The sequence below is a fragment of the Gracilibacillus sp. YIM 98692 genome, assembly GCF_010993965.1.
Classification (GTDB): domain Bacteria; phylum Bacillota; class Bacilli; order Bacillales; family Amphibacillaceae; genus Gracilibacillus.
The window spans coordinates 174,922-197,545 of the sequence record NZ_WIXM01000003.1 but is presented as its reverse complement, the minus strand read 5'-3'; the positions used below and the strand labels follow the sequence as shown (position 1 = coordinate 197,545).

The following is a 22,624-nucleotide window of genomic DNA, read 5'->3' as shown; positions in this document are numbered from 1 at the left end:
GCGTTCTATTTAATAGGACGCTTTTTTTTTGCTCTATTATATTTGTTGGATATCTATACTATTTAGCTACTATTAACCAATAGTTAAGGTGTTTCTATAAAAATTGCTCATTTTACATTTAAAGATACTTTCTGACAATCATGTGACATTCCACTGATTATCTATTTGTTTAGGAGGTGAATATATTTTCTTTTACAGGCCTTCTATGTATAATATGGATGAGAGGAGCTTGCTAAAATGAAACAAAAAATGGAGACGTTGCTTTTTATTATTTGGGGACAAAGTCTTCTGGCAACACTTGGGAGCTTGTTCTATTCAGAAGTCATGAAGTTTATTCCATGTGAACTATGTTGGGTTCAACGAATTTTAATGTACCCATTGGTGGTTATATATGGATATGCTCTATATAAAAAGGATATTAGATATGCCTTTCCCGGGTTAATTATGAGTGGAGTAGGGATTGTAGTGTCGACATATCATTACCTCATACAGCATATAAAAAGTTTACAATCTGCTGGAGAAGCTTGTGGTCTTGTGCCGTGTACGACTACGTATGTGAATTATTTTGGATTTATCACGATTCCATTTCTAGCATTCCTAGCATTTATCATTATTTTTAGTATTCATATATTTATAGTTGTTCAACAAAGGAGAGTATCAAAGTGAAGAAAATGATTATTTTTGTGCTTGTGCTGGTTGCCATTTTTGCTGCACTTGCATTTGTCGTGCAATATCAGAAAAAACAACAATCAGAGGGTAATCCCTACAATAAATCTACTTTGCATTCTGCCACGATTGATCAGTTAGATGATGAATTATATCAAAATCAAATCATTCCAGAGGATTTAGCAGAAAAACTAGATAATGGAGAAGATGTTACGGTATATTTTTACAGTCCAACATGTCCTCATTGTCAGAGAACGACACCTGTTGTTGTCCCATTAGCGGAAGAATATGACATAGATTTAGTTAAACTTAATTTATTAGAATTTGAACCGGAATGGAATACTTATAATATAGAAGCAACTCCTACGATTGTCCATTTTGAAAATGGCGAAGAATCTGCTAGGATCATGGGAGAACGACCGCAAGAACAGTTTGAAGACTTTTTTGAGCAAGAAGTATTAGCGGATGAATAAAGGATATAAAAAAGCTGACTCGAAAAGGGGTCAGCTTTTAAAATTCTGTTTAACAGCTTAGTATATGGAAAGTCAGTTTTAATGTTATTCCTCCTCTTTTTCTTTCATCACAAATGTTTCGGAATAAGAAGGACCAGCTAAGTATGATGGTTTTTCTTTCTTACTATGTGACTGTTTGAAAGAACTGGAATTTTTCCAAGTGATATAGCTTTCCTTGTCATACCATTGCACCATCACCACATACGTATTTCCTCTATTTGGTCGTAATAGACGAAAAGCTTGAAAACCTGCTGTGTTTTCTATATTTTTAGATCGTTTTTTAAACTGCATTTCAATAATGGGTCTACCTTCATCTGTTACTGGTAAATGATTAAGAACGACAAAACCTTCTTTCGAAAATGTCCCTTTTTGAATAACTATTTCATAATTGCGGCTCGTTTGGAAAATAGAAGGCTTTGCGTCTTCATAATAGGCTATCGATTTGTCGGACTGTTGCATTACCATGATGTCATAGGAGGGATGCTTTTCTTTTAACTTTTCTAAAAAATCATATGTCCCATTTGTCATATAACCATTCATTGATCTTCACTCCTTCCTGATTAAAATTTAACACAAGCGTCATTTTTACATCGTAATTAGAAATCAATTTGTGATAAAATGAAAGTATTGTGTTATTTTGTCGAGTGATAGTAGAAAGGTGGTGTTGCAGTTTGGAAGTGTTACAAAAGCTTGCTATTTTAAAGCGTTATAAATGGATAATTATCATGTTATTTTCTATGGTTATTTTATCATTATTAGGTTATTTATTCATTTTATTCGGTGGACGCTTTGTTTTTGATGAAAAAGCAGTTATTTTACCGCAGACATCAAAAGTTGTAGCAGAAGATGGAACAGTGATTGGCAAGCTTTATACCGAAAATCGGGAGTATGCTGCGATTGATCAAATGCCGGGTCATTTGAAAGAAGCATTTTTATCGATTGAAGATCAACGCTTTTATGAGCATGCTGGTATTTCTTTTCCAGCTGTTGCACGTGCTGTTTATAGAGATATATTGGCAATGAGTAAGGTAGAAGGGGCAAGTACGATCACCCAACAATTAGCGAAAAATCTATTTTTGCACAATGATAAGACATGGATGCGGAAAACAAAAGAAGTGATGGCATCATTATACTTAGAACAGAATTATAGTAAAGATAAAATTTTAGAGCTTTATTTAAATGAAGTGTACTTTGCCCATGGGATATATGGTGTGAACACAGCAGCAAAATTTTATTTTAATAAAAAGATAGAGAATGTGACAGTGGATGAAGCAGCGTTATTAGCTGGTATGGTAAAAGCACCAAATCATTATTCTCCGCATCGTGAACCTAAAAAAGCGAAACAGCGCAGAGATCTTGTTCTTGAACAGATGGCGAAAGCAGGAGTCATTTCAACAGAAGACTTATTGGATTACCAAGAAAAAACAGTGAAAATAAAACCGATGGAAGAGGAAAGAAATCCTTGGTTAGATGATTATCTTGATCATGTGTTGATGGAGGCAGAAAGGGATTATGACCTTAGTAGAAATGCGTTAAAACGAGGTGGATACACGATAGAAGTGTATATGGACACTACGGTACAAAAAATTGCCTATCAACATTTTCAAAATGATGATTTTTTTCCAGCTTCCAATGATGAAGTACAAGGTGCATTTGTTTTAATGGAACAAGAAACAGGACATTTAAATGCATTGATTGGCGGTAGACGATTTCAGTTAGGTGATACCAATTATGTACATGCCAGCATGCAGCCAGGTTCTGTTATGAAGCCAATAGCTGTGTATGGACCGGCAATGGAAACAGGTGATTATCAGCCATACGATTTTCTCCCAGATGAGAAGCAAGAAGTAAACGGCTATGAGGTAGCAAATGCTGATGGAGAGTATGCTGGTGAAGTTACCATGTATGAGGCTTTGGTACAGTCGAAAAACGCTCCTGCTGTATGGCTATTCGATCAAATTGGCATAGGATATAGCAAAACCTTTTTAGAAAAATTAGATATAGATCTTCCGGATAATGGTCTTTCGATTGCACTTGGTGGTTTAGAGACAGGTTTAACACCAATCGATGTGACGGAAAGTTATCGTCCTTTCATTCATCAAGGGGAGTGGATGGAGTCTACAAGTATCGCCGCCATCTATGATGATCAAGATAAACAGCTAACTTTAAAAGAGCCAAAGACAGTAGATGTATTTTCTCCACAAGTTGCCTGGAATATGATAGAAATGATGGAAGATGTGGTGATAAGCGGCACTGCTCAAGCAGGTGATTATACCAAAGCTTTAGCAGGAAAAACCGGTTCGACACAACACCCGCAAGTACATGGGAAGATAAAAGATGCATGGTTTACAGGAGTTACACCGCAATACGTTGCGACGACATGGATTGGTTTTGATAAGGCAACTGAACAAAACTATCTGACTGCAGGTAGTGTCGCACCAACAAAGCTCACAAAAGCAATATTAACAGATGTCGATAAGCGAAGACCTTTAGCAGATTCGTTCTCTCCGCCTAGTAATGTGGAGTCCTTGCCAAAACCGATTGATTTACCTGTTATTACAGATTTAAAGGCTGAGTTATCGATTGGAGGATGGGCACTTATGCAAGGGAAACTTCATTGGACTGCTGGGAATGATAATCGTGTGATCTACCGTGTGTATGAACAGACGGAAGAAGAAGATATTTTCATAGGTGAGGTGCAAGGTAAGGGATCATATACGTTAAATGTACTTCAGTTTTTTCGAACTGGGAATTATTATGTCGTACCTTATAACCCATTAACTGATCGATTAGGCCAAAAGTCGAATGTTGTGAACCTTAAGTTTGACTTTTGATTTCTTGGTTTTTATAATTATTTTTCAGTTATAATAATTACAATTTAGTGAATGTTTTAAAGAAATGCTATACAGGGATAAGTAAAGCATTTATAGTAGAATAGGATGAAAGAAAAGGGTGAAAACATGGTAAAATTTAATGATACAATTTTAAAAGCATTTTGGGGAGAAGAGACGGATTATACACCTGTATGGTATATGCGCCAAGCTGGCCGCTCTCAGAAGGAATATCGTAAATTAAAAGAGAAATATTCTTTATTTGAAATTACACATCAGCCTGAACTTTGCGCGTATGTCACCAAATTACCAGTAGATATGTACAATGTAGATGCCGCTGTTCTATATAAGGATATTATGTCCCCGCTCCCAGCATTAGGAGTAGATGTTGAAATTAAGTCAGGTATAGGGCCAGTGATTGACAATCCGATTACGTCGTTAAAAGATGTAGAAAACTTAGGAGACATTGACCCGGAGAGTGATGTTCCTTATGTATTAGATACGATCAGACTTTTAACAAAGGAACAGCTTCAAGTGCCGTTAATTGGTTTTAGTGGAGCACCATTTACATTAGCTAGTTATATGATTGAAGGCGGACCTTCTAAAAATTATCATAAAACAAAAGCATTCATGTATAGTGATTCAAAAGCCTGGTTTGCCTTAATGGATAAATTAGCAGATATGACCATTACTTATGTTGCTGCACAAGTAAAGGCTGGTGCACAAGCGATTCAAATCTTTGACTCTTGGGTAGGGGCATTAAACGTTCAAGATTATCGGACATATATCAAGCCCGTTATGGAAAGAATTTTTATGGCTTTAAGAGAAAATAATGTACCACTCATCTTATTTGGTGTCGGTGCCAGTCATCTGATTCAAGAGTGGAATCACTTGCCTGTTGATGTAATAGGTCTTGATTGGCGGATGTCTATTAGTGAAGCGAGACAACTCGATGTGACAAAAGCATTACAAGGAAACCTTGATCCAGCCTTTTTGTTAGCAGATTGGAACGTTGTGGAAGAAAAGACAAAGCAAATTATTGGCGAGGGGAAAAAGCATCCGAGTCATATTTTTAATCTTGGTCATGGTGTCACACCTGAAATCAGTCCCGCTCGATTAAAGCAATTAACTGAATTTGTTCATACTTATTCGAAACGAGCATAGAAAGGATGTAGGTTAAATGGCAAAGAAAAAAATCGGTTTACTTGTCATGGCATATGGTACACCATACAAGGAAGCAGATATTGAAAGGTATTATACCCATATTCGTCATGGTAGAAAACCTTCTCAGGAAATGTTAGATGACTTAACGGAACGATATCAAGCAATAGGTGGAATTTCACCACTTGCACGTATAACAAAAGAACAAGCTTCTGCCATTGAAAATCGATTAAATGAAATGCAAGATGATGTAGAATTTGCAGCATATTTAGGCTTGAAGCACATTGAACCATTTATTGAAGATGGTGTAAAAAATATGGCAGATGATGGAATAGATCAAGCTATTTCCATCGTATTAGCTCCTCATTATTCCACATTTAGTGTGAAAGCTTATAACGGAAGAGCACAGGAAGAAGCGGAGAAGTATGGCATTGATATTCAATCAGTTGAAAGCTGGTATGATGCACCGGGATTTATTGAATATTGGAAGCATGCGATTCAAGGTGAGTTTGAGAAGATGAGTGAAGAAGAAAAGAAAGAAGCGGTCCTTGTTGTTTCTGCTCATAGTTTGCCGGAGAAAATTCTGAAGGATGGGGATCCTTATCCAAAACAATTGGAGCGTACTGCTGAACTTATTCAGCAAGAAGCAGGTGTTGAAAATGTGGAAATTGGTTGGCAAAGTGAAGGAAATACACCAGATCCATGGCTTGGACCTGATGTACAAGATTTAACTAGAGATCTTTTTGAGCAAAAAGGATATCGTTCCTTTGTATATGCTCCTGTTGGCTTTGTAGCAGATCATTTAGAGGTCCTTTATGATAACGATTTTGAATGTAAAGTAGTGTGCGATGAACTGGAAGCAAATTATTACCGGCCACCAATGCCCAATGTTCATCCGATATTTATTGAGACGTTAGCAAATGTTGTATTCCATAAATGTAAAAGTAATGATCCTGCATGAAGCACATTACAATCATAGGTGGTGGCATAGCGGGACTTACTGCTGCTTATTATTTACAAAAAGAAATTCGCAGTAAGGCCCTTCCTTATCACGTTACTCTATTGGAATCTGGACAACGCCTTGGCGGGAAAATAGAAACATTACGAAAAGACGGATTTACTATCGAGCGTGGGCCAGATTCCTTCCTTATTCGAAAAAAATCCGCAGAAAGATTAGCAAGAGAAGTCGGTTTAGGTGATAAACTTGTGAAAAACGGAACTGGGAAGGCATATATTTTAGCAGACGATCAATTGCACTCCATGCCGCAAGGTTCTCACATGGGTATTCCAACTAAAATTAGTCCTTTTTTATCCTCTAGTTTATTTAGTTTTCCAGGGAAGCTACGGGCTGGCATGGATCTCTTTATTCCAAAGGGAGAGACAGCTGAGGATCAATCGTTAGGCAAGTTTTTTAGAAATAGATTAGGAGACGAAGTAGTTGAAAATCTAATTGAACCACTTCTATCTGGTATATATGCTGGTGATTTAGACGATTTAAGTTTAATGGCAACTTTTCCACAATTTTATGAACTAGAACAAAAGTATGGTAGTTTAATTAAGGGATTACAGAAAACCTTGCCGGCTGTGAAAAAGCTATCCGGTAAGAAAAAGAGTATGTTTTATAGTATAGAGGGTGGTCTAGAAACATTGGTAACAGCTATTCAAGAAGCGTTAGACAGTGTGGCGATTCAAACCAATGCGGCTGTTGAGTATATAATGCGAGATAATGGGAAATATCAATTGAGTTTAGCGAATGGCAAAAAGATCCAATCAGATGCTGTCATTTTTGCTACTCCATTGTCTGTGTTAAAGCAAACATTAAAGGATTATGCATTTATACAGCAGCTTCCTGATATGAAGGCCACCTCTGTTGCGAATGTAGCCTTGGCCTTTGATCAATCCGCCATTAAAGAGGATATTGATGGGACTGGATTTGTTGTTTCAAGAAATAGTAATTACCGTATCACAGCTTGTACTTGGACACATAAAAAATGGCCGGATACAGCAGCACCTAAAGGTAAAGCTTTACTACGCTGCTATGTAGGGCGTCCTGGTGATGAAGATGTTATTCATTTATCGGATCATCAGTTAACAGAGCTTGTATTACATGATTTGAATAAGATCATGAAAATAGATGGAGATCCTCTTTTTTCGATTGTATCCAGATGGGAGAACGGAATGCCACAATATCGTGTCGGTCATAAAAAGATGGTTGATCAGCTAGAAAACGACTTGTACGAGCACCTGCCAGGCATACTTGCAGCAGGAAGTGCATTTCGAGGAATCGGTATACCTGATTGCATCGATCAAGGAGAGAGTGCCGCAGAAAAAGTAATAGCATTTTTAGAGAAGTAGAGTGTCGATCACTCTGCTTTTTTGTTCAAATTAAATTATAATCTCTCCAAAGAGCCGGATTGCGCAGTTTTGTTCTATGGTGAAAGAAAGCAAGAAACAATGCGAAAAGGGCTGAATTTTTTATGAAAGATAAAAAAATGCAGCTAGTGGATAGCTGCAGGTGTTCGTCTTTCACATATATCTAGATTAATTGGATGGGAATGTTCATCCTTATTTAGCAGGATAAGAAGGATGAAAGAAACGAAAGATATAGGGTGTAAAAGACTTAAACAGTTTAATGTGCGGGATCATTACAGGTATCACAAACGTTGTGATAACAGTCTGCTTGTTCTGTCATTGTATGACCGCATTTGATACACTTTTTTCTAGGGATGTTACGAAAGAATTCGACTATGCTGATCATGATGATCCCTCCAAAAGCTGTGTTGTACTTTCATTGTATTATAACAAAGCAAAAAAATCAACCATTTGTATTAGTACAATTCAATTTTTTTGCAAAAAAACCCTTTATTGTTTTCTTTATTTTATTCTTTTATACTATGGGAATAATATGAACTTGAAAAAGGAGTGAAATGAACATGAAATTTATTGACAATAAAGGCATAACAGATCCGCATATCAATCTTGCAATAGAAGAGTATGTATTAAGCAAATTTGGAGAATCTGATACATATTTACTCTTTTACATAAACGAACCATCTATCATTATTGGGAAAAATCAGAATACAATAGAAGAGATTAATACAGACTATGTTGAAGAACACGGTATTCATGTTGTTCGCAGGCTTTCTGGTGGAGGAGCTGTTTACCACGACCAAGGTAACTTGAATTTTAGTTTTATTACAAAAGATGATGGAGACAGCTTTCATAACTTCGCTAAGTTTACCGAGCCTGTAGTAGAGGCGTTAAAAGCCTTAGGTGTACCTGCTGAATTAAAAGGGCGAAATGACTTGGTTGCAGACGGAAGAAAAATCTCAGGGAATGCTCAATTTACAACACGTGGACGTATGTTTAGTCATGGTACATTAATGTATGATTCTGAAATCGAACATGTCGTAAAATCTCTTAATGTGAAAACAGAAAAAATCCAATCAAAAGGGATAAAGTCTATTCGAAGCCGTGTAGCGAATATTTCAGAATTTATGGATGAGAAGCTTCCAATGGCTGAATTAAAAAATCATATTCTAAAACATATTTTTGAAGTAGAGGACGTACAAGATGTTCCCCGATATGAACTCACAGAAGAAGATTGTGCAAATATCCATGAGTTGTCGAAAGAGCGTTATCAAAAATGGGAATGGAACTATGGGAAGTCTCCAAAATTCAATATTCAACACTCTCATAAATTTGATGGAGGACTTGTGGATGTCCGCCTAGACGTTCAAAAAGGGTTCATTGAGAATTGTAAAATATATGGTGATTTCTTTGGAGTAGGAGATGTAACAGATATTGAAAATCGTTTAATCGGTGTTCGATATAATCGGACAGTAATGGATAAGGCTTTAGAAGGTTTAGATGTTACTCACTATTTAGGAAGAATTACAAAAGAAGATTTCTTAGCTCTCATTTATTAAGCAGGAAAGAGGTTTTTTCAAACAAGTCAGTTTACTTTATCACGGTGAACAATCGTCCGTAAGACCCCGCTTCTTAACATAATGAAAGAAGGATAAGTGGGGAAAATGGACGCTAACACCCTGTTAAGTTTCGCGAACTATCAATGGGGATGAAGCCCCCCACTGATGGAAGACTCTCTTTATACGAAATTGGTAAGTTACCAACAGATGGGAAGATGACAATTGAAAAAAGTGCTTTATGGTTATGGTGTATATATTCTTGTTTTATTTGTCTATTTTTATTACTTGTACCCTTTAGAAACATTCGATGACACACGGTATGGTGCACTTTCTCATGCTTTATATTTTGCACTATGGCCACTTGATGTCATCATTATTTATGTCATGTTAAAGAAAACGTCTTTATATCAATGGGTTTATCGTTTTTCCTCAGAATTTATCCGTACGCTTTGGTTCGTGACAACGATTATCTTACTTGATTTTATGCTGCGTCTCCCTTTTCGTGTTGGTTGGTTTTCATTTTCGACTAGAGAAGGGATTCGAACACAGTCCTTCTTATCTTGGATACTAGATACCATGATAAGCACGGTTTTATTTTGGATCGCTTTGTTTAGTATTATTTTAGTTGCTAGGATCTGTATGAAAAAATGGCAATCTACATGGGGGTGGAGGTTTTGGCTGCTGTCTATTCCAGTTGTTGTTTTTTTTATGTATATTCAACCAGTTTGGGTTGACCCATTATTTGATGAATTCCAAGTATTGGAAACTGGCGAACTGCGAAATTCCATTGAAGACTTAACTGACCAAGCAGGGTTAGAAGATGTGACATTGCTGACTGTTAATAAAAGCGAAAAAGTGTCTACATATAATGCCTATGTGACAGGTATTTTCGGACATGCCCGAATTGTATTATGGGATACTACAACAGAGGGAATGGATACCAATGAAATTTTATTTATTGTTGCCCATGAGATTGGTCATTACTTATATAAACATGTGTATTGGGGAATTAGTTTATACTTAATGTTCAGCTTAGCTTTACTTTTATTTATACAAAAGTTATCTAAGCGATGGATTAAACAAGACAATTTTCCTAGTATGCCAAGTTTTAAAGTTATACTAAAGCTTTTATTTATAACATCTATTGTTTCCATGCTAGTTCAGCCTTTTTCATTGTATATTTCACGTCAAATGGAAATAGCAGCAGACGAATATGCTATTAGCCATACAGAAGATTTACAACCAGCGTTGGACAGCTATAGACAGCTTGCAGAGCAATCTAAAACAGACATAAAACCATTACCTCTTATAAAAGCTTTACGTTATTCACATCCCCCGATTCAGGAGCGAATGAATCGAATTTTAGATACTATAGCGGATACTGAAACAAATTCCTAACCTCAACCGTATATACATTAGAGGTGATGGTAATGGAAGAATTTTATAAAAAGTTAGTAACGGAACAAGAAAACATGAAAAAATTAAAGAGACTGAAAACTGAGCGTAATGCACTAGTTGAGGATTTAAAGCGGTTGAGGCCGCAGATGCAAGAAAGATATGAATCCTTACAAAAAGAAAATGTTGATGTAGAAAAATTAGAAAGTTTTAGTGTAACCAATATGTTTTACACCCTTACAGGCAAAAAATTAGAAAAGGTAGATAAAGAAAAACAAGAAGCGGCAAGGGCACACTTACAGTTTCAGGAGATTAAAGCATCTGTTGCGGATGTAGAAGAGGATTTGCATACATTAGACGATCAGATTAGGGATTTAGGAAATCCCGAGGTGCGTTATCAAGAACTCTTACATGAAAAATATGATGCTTTACTTGATAAGGATACGGATAGTGGAAAAGAAGCCTTAGCATTGCTGGAGCAAATCGGGAATTTACAGGATGACAAAAAGGAAATTCAAGAGGCTTTAGAGGTTGGGGATCAAGTATCATCTGCGTTATCTGATGCCATGACATCTTTAGATAAAGCGAAAAACTGGGGGACAGTGGATATGTTTGGTGGTGGATTAATATCTACATCAATCAAGCATAGCCACATAGATGAGGCACAGTATGCCACACATCAAGCACAACGGTTATTACGTAAGTTTTCCCATGAATTAGATGATATTGGGCAATCCTTTAATTCAAACATTCAAATTTCAGGTGGGTTAACATTTGCTGATTATTTTTTGGACGGTTTGATTATGGATTGGTTTGTTCAGGACAAAATAAATCAATCAGCAGAGGAAGTGGAGTCCATGCAACGTAAGTTAAATCAGACACTTACACAGTTGCGCCATTTGTTAGATAAAGTATCGACCACTATAGAAGATGGGGATCGCAGGTGGGAGCAAATAGTATATCATGCATAACAAGGTTGAACCACAGTGTTATGACTGTGGTTTTTTTGTTGTGACTAAGTTTTCTTGATCGGTAATGTAAAAATCCATGTCTGGTCTTTCTTGAATGAGCTGCAGCTGTTCTAGTTTAAAAAAATTTACTTTTTGATATGGGTCATGATCAATTACCGGTAATTCATTTTTTTGTGCTAAATATTGATCAACTGCCTGCTGTACTTGATCCAGAGCAATAGCTATAGGTAAATCTTTTTCTTCAAATATTTCATAGGTTTCTTTTGACATATAAAATGTGTCCTTCGGTATTGCTTTCAGTATTGGGGCAAGTAACGTATAGTCAATCGATAGATCATCATTAATAATGACTTTTAAAGGGATTTTAGGAGGTAAATCTTTACTAAACGTTCGAATGGCTCTCTTTAACTCATGATAGGAAATATCTTTAACCGGATATTTTTCCTGATGATGCTTTTTCTTTTTCATAAACCATTCTTTCCACATATAAATCGTCCCTTCTTCAAAAAATTGGATTCAAATTTTTTAAAAAACAGTCACTCAGTGGCCTCTTTTGTAAAAATTATAACAAATTTTTTGAAAATAGAAAAAAATCATTCAAATAACCATGCATTTTAGGGGTTTTTATATCAGTTTTTAGTGATTGCTGTTACATTATAGTTGTTCTTAATAAAACTTTTTTTGGGAGGAATGGAAAAATGTCTCAACTATTGAAAGCAGCAAATGAAGTAAGTCCGAGGACATTAGCGGTAATTGGAAAGAAAAAAGACGGTCAGTTCTTTACGAATGTGATGGAATACAACCAAGAGGATGACTATCAAACAACTTGGAGTGCACAAAAAGTGATGGATATGACTTGCCATGAGTTCGGCATTAGCTTGCGAGGTTTAATTGAAGGATCACGCATTTTAAGCGGGATTACACACAAACCTCCTATTGCCATTGATCGTTTAAGTGGTATGTATTTTTTCCCAACCGAATCCCCTTTAAAGAAAACATGTACCTGGATTGCTCATACACATGTCAAACAGGTCGATAATATAGCAAAACGTAAATGTCGAATTGTTTTTAGAAATGGGCGCAGTATTATTATAGAAGCCTCTTATGCAACTTTAATTAATCAGCTTTATCGTACTGCACAATATCGTTACTTATTAAATAACAAAATGGAGGACTTGCTGCAATCTTCTCCATTTATTGCAGAAAAGCTATACAAAAAAGAGAAGCAATTTCGATAGTCAAAGAGAATGGGACAAAATAAAAATAGCCTATTCAAAAGGTGAACATTGAATCAATAAAAATTTAAACGCAAATACTAAGCGTAGTCAAAATACGAAGACTCCGTGGTAAAGAAATCTTGGCTTTTCGCCCAATATAGCGAAAGCCTTAGATTTTATTATACTATGTACCACTCATTTTTTAAGTCCATAGTGGAACTAACGCGGGCTGAAGATCTCGCAGCAAAGCGGTTTTTGCATTCTGAGTATGTAAAGCCGTGCCCGCTGGAGCGAAGTATTGTTTACTCATTTTCAATAAACATAAATCCGAACTGATTCGAGTGAATTATGGTGACCCCAAAAAGTTAAATTTTAGGTTTAACTTTTGGGGTTCAGCTCAAATCGTTCGGATTTTCCTATGAATAAACTACTTATGCCCCAACCTCGTTTATCATGATGAACAATCGTCCGTAAGACCTCCACTGATGGAAGTCTCACTTTATAACTTCATTTGATCTTTTGCTGTTTTTCTAGTCCGGTAACTTGAGAAACTAATTCTTTTAAGATTTGTTCTACCTTTTTTCGAATTGCCGGATTAAAATAGTTGCGTGTTTCTTCTTTCCCTTTACAAATAAATAAGTAAGAGGTGAAAGATTCATTTTTTTCAAGTGTCATGACTTGCATTTTTTCTTGTTGCATTTTTTGGCGCAGTTTTCTTCTTTCTTTTATTGCATATTGTTCTACCTGTTGGAATAAATCTATATATATTTCGTTAATTTTAAATGGTGATAACTGCTGAAGTTTTTCTAAATCGTATTTAATAACACGTAATGCCAGCGATAAAAAGAGAAAACGTGAAGCTAATTTCCATTCATAATCATTTAAATACCGCAACAGCTATATCCTCCTCTTTAAGAACGTGTGTTCTATTATATGCAGAAAAGCACAAAAATACAACAAAAATATGTTTTGAAAATAATGGTCGTGTTTAAATAAGGGAAAACAAGTGAAAAATTATGAAAAAGCGAGAAATTTTATTAAAATAAAAGAGGAACAACTAAATCAATTTCAGTTTCTAAGGAGTTTTTAAGTGGATGTATTCATATAATATTGCAAACATAGATAATATAGATATAGAAGAGATAAAGGAATTAATTGAAGCAAATGAATATGATCAACTGGTCAACTTTTTGCTAAAAAGCTATGAAAGTTTAGGTCCCATTCCGGGTTTTTTCTTGCCTTTTTTGGAAGCATTTTTACCTTTTTTACCACTAGTCGTATTTGTGATGACAAATGCAGCAGCTTATGGGTTGCTGGAAGGATTTTTCTTGTCTTGGACTGGGGCTAGTGCAGGAGCCGTTCTTGTATTTATTATAGTGAGACGTTTTAAAGATATTCGCCTATTTAAATGGATTCGAAAAAATAAACAAGTGTCGAAGGTAATGAATTGGCTAGAACGTCATGGGTTTGGTCCGCTATTCCTTTTGTTATGTTTTCCTTTTTCCCCTTCAGCGATTATCAATTTAGTTGCAGGTTTATCCGCTGTTAGCTTGTATCAGTTTGTGCTTGCCGTATTACTAGGAAAAGCAGTGATGATTTTCACCGTAGCATATATAGGAAATAGCATTGTATCTTTTGCACAAAATCCAGTTAAAACCATTGTGGTGGGTGTTTGCATATTAATTTTTTGGGTGATTGGTAAATTTATAGAGAAAAGATTACAAAATAAAAGCTTAAATAAAAAAAATGGAAATAAACGGATTAAATGATTTCCGTATGGGGTAAATTAGTTAATAAAGAAGACCCTTTGGAGTGAGCGGGAATGAAAAAGAAAAAATGGATATCTATCGTTCGAATTGTTCTTATTGCTACATTGCTTACTTTCTTATTCCGTTCTTACTTATTTGCAAGCTATGTAGTAAATGGAAAGTCTATGGAGCCTACATTATTCGATGGAAATTTGTTAATGGTTAATAAAATAGTCTATGATTTAAAGGAAATAGAAAGATTTGATGTCATTGTCTTTCATGCAAATAAAGAAGAAGACTATGTGAAGAGAGTGATTGGAAAGCCTGGAGATCACGTTGCTTATCAAGATGATATGCTTTATTTAAATGGGGAATCGATAGAAGAAACTTATTTAGAGCCATATCGTAACCCGGATGAAGGGCTGTTGACCAATGATTTCACATTAGAAGAGTTGACAGGGAAAACAGTTGTACCAGAAGGGAAATTGTTTGTTTTAGGTGATAATAGAAAAAAAAGCTATGATAGTCGAAAAATAGGATTTATAGATCAAGAAACCGTTGTCGGAAAAGTAGATATTAGATATTGGCCTATGGAGCAAATGAACTTTCAATTCGTCAAATAGTTAGTAAGCGTTTACTTGATAGTTACCTTTATTCATAACGGTAACTATTTTTATTTTTTGACAAAAGAACGTTTGTTTGGTATGGTTAGGTTAGATACATAGGGAAAAAGGGCAGAAAAGAAGGTGGATGAAATTGCTACGTTTTGTGATAGGTCAAGCTACTTCAAACAAAAGTGATTTTTGCTTAGAAGAAATTAAAACAAAGCTTCGTCAAAACCCTCAAGGACCTCCAATCATTTATTTAGTTCCTGATCAAATGACGTTTCAACAAGAATATCGTTTATTAAATAGCAGTGAAGTGAATGGTTCCATCCGCGCTCAGGTGTATAGTTTTTCAAGACTAGCATGGCGAGTCCTGCAACAAAAGGGAGGAGCTACGAAAAAGTTTATTACATCCACTGGTATTCAAATGATGCTAAGAAAGATCGTGGATCAGCGAACAGCAGATTGGAAAGTGTTTCAAAAAGCGGTTGAAAAGCAAGGGTTTATCGAACAATTGGAAGATATGATAACAGAGTTTAAAAGATATTGTGTTACACCAGATGTGTTAACAGAACAATTAACACATCTGGATCAATTTCGCCATCAATCTATTAGCGAAAAAGCTTTACATCATAAGTTAGATGATTTGTATTATATTTATGAACAACTGAATCATGCGTTACAAGAAGCCTACATTGATAGCGAAGATCAATTACAGCTGCTTACAGAAAAGCTAGAAAACACTGATTTTTTAGAGGAAACAGAGATATACATAGATGGTTTCCACCGTTTTACCCCTCATGAACTTGTTGTAATAGAGGCAATGTTGAAAAATGCAAAAAATGTAACGGTTACGTTAACTATCGATCAAGCAGAAAATGTTAATCCTTCCACCCTTGATTTATTTTACCAAACGAAAGAAACATATTCACAATTAAAACAGATGTCGCAAAAATGGCTGATTCCAACAGATATGCTAAAGCTTTCGGTAGAAGATATAGATGGTGATCCTTTTACTCATTTAGATGTATACTTCGATAGTCGGCCAGCTGTGCCTTTTGATAAAAAAGCACCGGTACAGATGGCAGAAGCAGTTCACCCGCGTGCTGAAGTAGAGGGTGCGGCACAAGAAATTTTGAGATTAGTAAGGGATGAGGATTATCGTTATAAGGATATTGCTATCCTATTACGAGAGCCAGATGTATATCACGATTTAGTGACAACCATATTTCAAGAATATCAAATCCCTGTCTTTGTAGATGACAAAAGAACGATGTTAAATCATCCGCTTATTGAATGCATTCGTTCACTGTTAGATATAGTAGAAGGGAATTGGCGTTATGACGCGGTGTTTCGAGTGTTGAAAACTGGCTTCTTACCAGCGGGGGAAGCACAGTTAAACCAAGAAGCAATTGATGAATTAGAAAATTATGTGCTTGAATATGGAGTTCGTGGACGAAGGCAGTGGCTAGATGAAAAAGATTGGGTGTTTCAGCGCTTTAAAGGCTTCGATCAGCAAGCGCAAACAGATAAAGAATTAGACATCCAAAAAAGAATTAATGCTTATCGAAGACAAGTAGCGCATACCCTTGAAAGTGTTGATCAAGAATTAAGAAATGCAGATACAATCAAGGATAAAGCAATTGCCTTGTTTACATGGTTAGAGCAAATAGGAGTTCCGACACAACTTGAAACAATTAGACAACTTTATGATGAAGAGGGTCGAGTTGAAAAAGGCAGAGAGCAAGATCAAGTGTGGGAAGCGGTTATACAATTGCTCGAGGAGCTGACCGAAGTAGCTGGAGAAGAAAAAATAGATATGAAAAGATTCCGTAATATAATGGAATCTGGATTTGAGTCGTTGCAATTTTCTCACGTGCCACCAAGTGTCGATCATGTTGTGACTGGATCCATTGACCGCTCAAGAATGCAAGGAATCAAATGTGCGTTGCTATTAGGAGTAAATGAAGGAATTTGGCCAATGAAGCCAAGTAGTGATGGTCTCATCTCAGAAGAAGAAAGAATGTTGCTTGCGGACAATGGGATTCGATTAGCAGAAGGAAGTAAGCAACAATTACTTGATGATTGGTTTTATGTTTATTTAGCATTCACTTTACCATCTGAATATTTATATATTAGTTATCCAATTAGTAATGAAGAAGGCAAACAAAAAGTCCCTTCTCCTTTAATTAAAAGAGTGATTGAGTTATTTCCTAATCAAAAGGAACGAATCATTTTGCAAGACCCTGAAGAAATGACAGAGGCTAGTCGATTTGTTACCACACCTAAAAAAACGAGGGGGGCTCTAACAGCACAGCTAGCTAGGAAATTACGAGGTTATCCAATTGATCCAATTTGGAATCATGTATTGAATTGGTATGTGAGTCAATCAAAAGATCAAAAGATAAATCAAAGTGTGTTGCAAAGTTTGTTCTATCAAAATAAACCTGTTAATTTAGCGAAACAAACAGTTAATGAAATGCACGATAAGGAACTAAGGGCCAGTGTTTCAAGACTTGAAATGTATCATCGTTGTTCTTATCAGCATTTTGCTCGATATAGCCTAGGTTTAGAAGAACGTAGACAATATAAATTAGACGCACCAGATATTGGACAATTATTTCACGAAGCCCTAAAACAAATCACAGAATGGATACAAAAAGATGAGCGTGATTTTTCAAGTATTTATGATGATGAGGCCAGGCGTTATGCAAATCGAGCAATAAGACAGTTATCACCCATATTACAACATCAAATCTTGCACAGTTCCAATCGCTATCAGTATATTCAAAAGAAATTAGAGAGTATTATTGCACGTGCGACGCTTGTACTAAGTAAACAAGCAAGGAATAGTCAATTTGCACCTGTTGGCTTAGAAGTAGGATTTGGTTATGCCAATCAACTAGATCCTTTACGCATCGAATTGCCAAATGATTACACCTTGTTGTTAAGAGGACGAATCGACCGAGTCGATCAAGCTACACAGAATGAACAGTTATTCTTAAGAATTATAGATTATAAATCCAGTGCTAAAGGTTTAAGTTTATCCGAAGTATACTATGGCTTAGCGTTGCAAATGTTGGCCTATTTAGATGTAGTACTTAATAATGCTGAACAATGGTTGGGTGTACAAGCTTCACCTGCAGGAGTGCTTTATTTCCATGTGCATAATCCCATGCTGTCAGCTAATGATCTGATGGCCGAAGAACAGATAGAGCAAGAGTTATTTAAGAAATTTAAAATGAAAGGTCTTTTATTAGAGCAAGAAGATGTAGCTAAAATGATGGATACCTCTCTTGAGTCTGGTAGAAGTAATATTGTTCCGGTCGGTTTAAATAAAAAGGGAGCATTTTATAAATATTCAAAAGTAGCAGAATCAGATACTTTTGCACAGCTTCAATCTTATATTCGGACGCTTATGGAACACGCAGGTGTTGCGATTACAGAAGGAGAAGTAAAGTTAAACCCATTTCAACAAAAGCAGCAAACCGCTTGCGAGTTTTGTTCCTATCGCTCCGTGTGTCAATTCGATCCAACTTTAACAGAAAATAATTATCGAAAATTAAAGGAGTTAAGTGATGAGGAAATCATGGAGCTTGTAAAAAGAGGTGAAGTCTAATGCCACAGTGGACACAAGAACAAGAGGAAGCGATATATCAATCCGGTCAGGATATTTTAGTTGCAGCAGCTGCAGGGTCTGGTAAAACAGCAGTATTAGTAGAACGGATTATTCAAAAGCTTTTAAATAAAGAAAAACCAGTAGATATAGATTCTTTACTTGTTGTAACGTTTACCAATGCGGCAGCTCAAGAAATGCGAAGTCGTATTGGGACAGCATTAGAAGAAGCATTAGCAAATCAACCAACATCAAATCATTTGAAAAAACAATTATCATTGCTGCAACATGCTTCGATTTCTACTCTCCATGCTTTTTGTATGGAATTAGTGCGGAAATATGCCTATGAAGTAGACATAGATCCAAACTTTCGTATTGCAGATGAGTTGGAAGCAGATCTCATTAGACAAGAAGTAATGGAGGAGTTATTTGAAACCTGGTATGGAACAGATGATCTAATGAAACAAGAAGCTTTTTTTCAAGTAGTTGATCGTTTTTCTAATGACCGAAGTGATAGGGAAGTGGAAAGTTTAATACTCAAAATGTATGAGTTTTCCATACAACATCCAAATCCAGATCATTGGCTTGATCAAATGGTTCACATATATAAAGTGGATGAGATGACAGAAGAACTTCATCTCCCATGGCTGTCTATTCTAAAAAGAGAAGTCACTAGACAACTGGAAGTAATGGAACAACAAATAGAAGAAGCATTAAAGGTAACTCGTGAAAGTGATGGTCCATATCATTATGCGGATGCTTTAGATATGGATATGGAAATGATTCAACAAGCACGTGGTGCTATTCAAATCTCATGGGAAGAGTCAAGAAAAGTTTTTCAAAGCAGCAAGTTTAAACCACTATCTCGAAAAAAAGTGGATTGTGCAGAAGAAAAGAAGGAAAAAGTAAAAGAATTAAGAAAAGAAGTAAAGGACAGATGGAGCAATATAAGCAACGATTGGTTTAGTAGAGATTTGACGCATCATCTAAAAGATATGGAACAATTATATCCAACAGTGAAACATTTAACGGAAATGATCAAGACATTTAAGCAATCTTATCAAGAGGCGAAAAAAGAAAAAGGAATAGTAGATTTTGCAGACCTCGAACACTTTGCCTTGGAAATTTTGTTAGAAGACAAAGATGAACAAACACCATCATCTGTTGCGATCGATTTACAAAAAAAATATAAAGAGATTATGGTGGATGAATACCAGGATACAAACATTGTGCAAGAAACTATATTGACTTCCATTTCGGACAAAAGTTATCAAGGCAACATGTTTATGGTAGGGGATGTTAAACAAAGCATTTATCGTTTTCGCCATGCAGAGCCTACTTTATTTATTGATAAATATAACCGCTTTGCGAAAGAGGCGCATAGAGGTTATCGGATTGACTTGGCGAAAAATTTCAGAAGTCGTGAACAAGTATTAGATGCTGCCAACTTTATTTTTAGACAACTTTTTGATAAAGAAATCGGTGACTTAGAATATGATCAAGATGCTGAACTTGTATATGGGAATATGGATTTTAAACAGTATCCAATTACCAATCCTGAGGCGGAGTGTATCATCATCGATCAAGAACTTCATGAGTCAGAAAAAGAATCGTTGAATGACGAAGAAAAAGACAGCCTTGATGAACTTGAAAAAGCACAATTAGAAGCAAGAGCTTATGCTGACAAAATTAATCAATGGATTGGTAATAAAGAGCAAGAAGCGATAGAGGTAGTAGATAAAAAAACTGCATTACCAAGAAAAGCAGAATTTCGTGATATCGTGATATTGCTTCGATCCATGACTTGGGCTCCAACTATTATGGAAGAGTTTAAAAAACAAGGAATTCCAGTTTATGCAGAGCTATCTTCAGGGTATTTAGAAGCGATTGAAATTCAAGTAATGTTAAGCTTATTGAAGGTAGTGGATAATCCTAGACAAGATATTCCACTAGCTTCTGTACTGAAATCCCCTATTGTAGGATTAGATGAGAATGATTTAGCAGAAATTCGCTTAGCTAACAAACAGGCCACTTACTATGAAGCTTTAAAATCATATGTAAGAAAGCATAGCAGTCAAGATAAGTCTAAATTAAGTAGTCTGGAATTGTTTTTAAGCCGATTGAACATTTGGCGTTCTGAAGCAAGACAAGGATCTTTATCAGAATTGATTTGGCAAATATATCAGGAGACAGGTTATTATGACTTTGTTGGAGGCGTTCCTGGAGGCAGACAACGTCAAGCCAATTTAAGAGCCTTATATGATAGAGCAAAAAGTTATGAATCTACATCTTTTCGTGGATTATTCCGATTCTTGCGTTTCATTGAGAGAATGGAGGAGAAAGGTGAAGATTTAGGTGCCGCAAAAGCACTAGGGGAGCAAGAAGATGTTGTTCGTATTATGACCATCCACAAGAGTAAAGGATTAGAATTTCCACTTGTAATCGTCGGCGGTTTAAACAAAGAATTTAATAAACAAGATATAAGACAGAAATACTTACTGCATAAAGAATTAGGCTTTGCCACTAAATATATTGATCCTATAAAGCGTATTATGTATCCAACTCTTATATATCATGCTTTTAAAGAAGAGATGTATAGAGAAATGCTTGCCGAAGAAATGAGAGTGTTATATGTTGCCCTAACTCGTGCAAAAGAGAAGCTTGTACTAATAGGTACAGTCACCTCCCTAGAAAAAAAGAAAAAGAAATGGGAACGTGTTTTAAATGATAACAAGTGGGTATTACCGTCCTATTATCGATTAGAATCATTGTCTTATTTGGATTGGGTAGGAGCGGCATTAATCCGTCATCAGCATGGAGAGCTATTACGAAGTGATTCATTTGCGTCTATTAGTTCAACAGATTTGTTAAAGGATTCATCCATTTGGAATGTAGCTCGAATACATAGTAGTGTATTTCATAAAATTGATGAAACAACTAGACAAACAATTGATGAATTAGCAAATGCGATTCATGAATGGAAGCCACTGGTGTTAAACAATTCAACACTGCAAGAAGTAGTGGATGAAAAGCTTAATTATAAATATCCATACTCTGACGCGTCTTTTTACCGTGCTAAACAAACAGTAACAGAGATGAAACGCCAGTATGAAGTGAAAGATATGTATAGCGATGCCCAGTTGATTGAACCATTTCGAGCGCCTATAAGAAAGAGACCACAGTTTATGCAACAAGAAAAGACATTGTCAAAAGCAGAAATTGGAACTGCTATGCACACAGTAATGCAACATATACCTCGAAAAGAACAATGGGATCAAATAGATGTGATAGAATTTGTTTCTCAATTAGAGCAACAAGAGCTACTAACAGAGGATGAGGCAGAAGCTATTGACATGTCAGGAATTGTACAATTCTTTGAAACAGATATTGGTAAAAGATTTTCAACAGCTAAACACGTGGAAAGAGAAATTCCCTTCAGCTTGACATTACCTGCCAAAGAGGTATACCCTTCTTGGTCGGATGAACAGCAAGAACGGATTTTTTTGCAAGGGGTTGTGGATTGTCTGATTAAAACAGATGATGGTTGGATTTTGTTAGATTATAAAACAGACCAGTTATCTGATAACATGACAGAGGAAAGTTTAAAGCAAAGATATTTGGTTCAAATAGAATTATATGCCAAAGCTATTGAAGAGATATGGGAACAACCAGTTTGTGAGAAATATCTATACTTTTTTGATAAAGGATTACTTGTAGAAATGTAGTGCCAAAGGAGAGAATACTTCCCTCCTTAGGCATTACCACCTACGATTTGATCAACTGCATCAGGATCAACTGCATTGGTAATATTAAAACCAGTATTGGTGTTGGTAAAATCACCGGTGTTATTACCTCCAGCCCCAGAAGCTGATTTTGACGCACTTTTTGGCGATAAATAGAAGCTGTCCCCAAAATTGACGACGCCTCCTCCAACACTATTAATTTTTATCGGACCAACAATCGATGGCAAACA

The 22,624-nt window shown here is 35.9% G+C and carries 19 protein-coding genes; 14 read left to right on the top strand and 5 right to left on the bottom strand.

Going from position 1 to position 22,624, the window contains the following annotated elements; genetic code table 11:
* Positions 1-237: 237 nt before the first annotated feature.
* Both GHD00_RS05405 and GHD00_RS05400 read left to right on the top strand, forming a co-directional pair.
* The gene (locus GHD00_RS05405) at positions 238-666 is read left to right on the top strand and encodes a disulfide oxidoreductase (protein ID WP_163537124.1); all 429 of its coding nucleotides are present in this window, start codon (positions 238-240) and stop codon (positions 664-666) included.
* Positions 663-1,139, top strand: coding sequence for a thioredoxin family protein (locus GHD00_RS05400; protein WP_163537123.1), 477 nt, complete (start codon positions 663-665; stop codon positions 1,137-1,139). Before GHD00_RS05405 ends, GHD00_RS05400 begins: the two co-directional genes overlap by 4 nt.
* A gap of 84 nt (positions 1,140-1,223) precedes the next feature.
* On the opposite strand, the gene GHD00_RS05395 is transcribed toward GHD00_RS05400, so the two are convergent.
* Positions 1,224-1,718, bottom strand: coding sequence for an antibiotic biosynthesis monooxygenase family protein (locus GHD00_RS05395; RefSeq protein ID WP_163537122.1), 495 nt, complete (start codon positions 1,716-1,718; stop codon positions 1,224-1,226).
* Positions 1,719-1,855: 137 nt separating this feature from the next.
* Here GHD00_RS05395 and GHD00_RS05390 point away from each other — a divergent pair, with 137 nt between their 5' ends.
* The 4 genes from GHD00_RS05390 (at position 1,856) to hemY (ending at position 7,525) form a co-directional block, all read left to right on the top strand.
* Entirely contained in the window at positions 1,856-4,012 is a 2,157-nt protein-coding gene (locus GHD00_RS05390; protein ID WP_240468609.1) for a transglycosylase domain-containing protein, read from the top strand.
* A 126-nt stretch (positions 4,013-4,138) separates the two neighbouring features.
* Positions 4,139-5,173, top strand: a complete 1,035-nt coding sequence (gene hemE / locus GHD00_RS05385) for a uroporphyrinogen decarboxylase (protein ID WP_163537121.1) — start codon at positions 4,139-4,141, stop codon at positions 5,171-5,173.
* A 16-nt stretch (positions 5,174-5,189) separates the two neighbouring features.
* Positions 5,190-6,131 (top strand): ferrochelatase, encoded by a 942-nt coding sequence (gene hemH / locus GHD00_RS05380; RefSeq protein ID WP_163537120.1) that lies wholly within the window; start codon positions 5,190-5,192, stop codon positions 6,129-6,131.
* Complete coding sequence (hemY, locus tag GHD00_RS05375; RefSeq protein ID WP_163537119.1) at positions 6,128-7,525, top strand: protoporphyrinogen oxidase; 1,398 nt, start codon at positions 6,128-6,130, stop codon at positions 7,523-7,525. The genes hemH and hemY overlap by 4 nt, the downstream gene beginning before the upstream one ends.
* Positions 7,526-7,799: 274 nt before the next feature.
* Here hemY and yhfH read toward each other — a convergent pair whose 3' ends face one another.
* Positions 7,800-7,928 (bottom strand): protein YhfH, encoded by a 129-nt coding sequence (gene yhfH / locus GHD00_RS05370; protein ID WP_163537118.1) that lies wholly within the window; start codon positions 7,926-7,928, stop codon positions 7,800-7,802.
* A 175-nt stretch (positions 7,929-8,103) separates the two neighbouring features.
* Here yhfH and lplA point away from each other — a divergent pair, with 175 nt between their 5' ends.
* From lplA to GHD00_RS05355, 3 genes are all read left to right on the top strand, one after another.
* Positions 8,104-9,099: a lipoate--protein ligase gene (lplA, locus tag GHD00_RS05365; protein WP_163537117.1), complete on the top strand. Its 996-nt coding sequence runs from the start codon at positions 8,104-8,106 to the stop codon at positions 9,097-9,099.
* A 231-nt stretch (positions 9,100-9,330) separates the two neighbouring features.
* Positions 9,331-10,497 carry a M48 family metalloprotease gene (locus tag GHD00_RS05360; protein ID WP_240468608.1) on the top strand — a complete coding sequence of 389 codons (1,167 nt, stop codon included), beginning with the start codon at positions 9,331-9,333 and terminating at the stop codon, positions 10,495-10,497.
* 32 nt (positions 10,498-10,529) lie between these two features.
* Positions 10,530-11,465, top strand: a complete 936-nt coding sequence (locus GHD00_RS05355; protein ID WP_163537115.1) for a hypothetical protein — start codon at positions 10,530-10,532, stop codon at positions 11,463-11,465.
* Positions 11,466-11,483: 18 nt separating this feature from the next.
* Here GHD00_RS05355 and GHD00_RS05350 read toward each other — a convergent pair whose 3' ends face one another.
* Positions 11,484-11,951, bottom strand: a complete 468-nt coding sequence (locus GHD00_RS05350) for a DUF3939 domain-containing protein (protein ID WP_163537114.1) — start codon at positions 11,949-11,951, stop codon at positions 11,484-11,486.
* A 212-nt stretch (positions 11,952-12,163) separates the two neighbouring features.
* On the opposite strand from GHD00_RS05350, the gene GHD00_RS05345 reads away from it, so the two are divergent.
* Positions 12,164-12,703, top strand: coding sequence for a competence protein ComK (locus GHD00_RS05345; RefSeq protein ID WP_163537113.1), 540 nt, complete (start codon positions 12,164-12,166; stop codon positions 12,701-12,703).
* A 486-nt stretch (positions 12,704-13,189) separates the two neighbouring features.
* On the opposite strand, the gene GHD00_RS05340 is transcribed toward GHD00_RS05345, so the two are convergent.
* A complete protein-coding gene (locus tag GHD00_RS05340; protein ID WP_163537112.1) occupies positions 13,190-13,576 on the bottom strand; it encodes a YhjD family protein in 387 nt (128 codons plus the stop codon).
* A gap of 200 nt (positions 13,577-13,776) precedes the next feature.
* On the opposite strand from GHD00_RS05340, the gene GHD00_RS05335 reads away from it, so the two are divergent.
* The 4 genes from GHD00_RS05335 to addA all read left to right on the top strand — a co-directional run bounded on the left by GHD00_RS05335 (position 13,777) and on the right by addA (position 22,376).
* On the top strand, positions 13,777-14,451 hold the full coding sequence (locus tag GHD00_RS05335; protein ID WP_163537111.1) for a TVP38/TMEM64 family protein: 675 nt from the start codon (positions 13,777-13,779) through the stop codon (positions 14,449-14,451).
* Positions 14,452-14,504: 53 nt separating this feature from the next.
* Positions 14,505-15,053 carry a signal peptidase I gene (gene lepB, locus GHD00_RS05330; protein ID WP_163537110.1) on the top strand — a complete coding sequence of 183 codons (549 nt, stop codon included), beginning with the start codon at positions 14,505-14,507 and terminating at the stop codon, positions 15,051-15,053.
* A gap of 127 nt (positions 15,054-15,180) precedes the next feature.
* The gene (gene addB / locus GHD00_RS05325) at positions 15,181-18,654 is read left to right on the top strand and encodes a helicase-exonuclease AddAB subunit AddB (protein ID WP_163537109.1); all 3,474 of its coding nucleotides are present in this window, start codon (positions 15,181-15,183) and stop codon (positions 18,652-18,654) included.
* Entirely contained in the window at positions 18,654-22,376 is a 3,723-nt protein-coding gene (addA, locus tag GHD00_RS05320) for a helicase-exonuclease AddAB subunit AddA (RefSeq protein ID WP_163537108.1), read from the top strand. The genes addB and addA overlap by 1 nt, the downstream gene beginning before the upstream one ends.
* Before the next feature lie 26 nt (positions 22,377-22,402).
* Here addA and GHD00_RS05315 read toward each other — a convergent pair whose 3' ends face one another.
* On the bottom strand, positions 22,403-22,621 hold the full coding sequence (locus GHD00_RS05315) for a spore germination protein (RefSeq protein ID WP_163537107.1): 219 nt from the start codon (positions 22,619-22,621) through the stop codon (positions 22,403-22,405).
* Between the last annotated feature and the right edge of the window lie 3 nt (positions 22,622-22,624).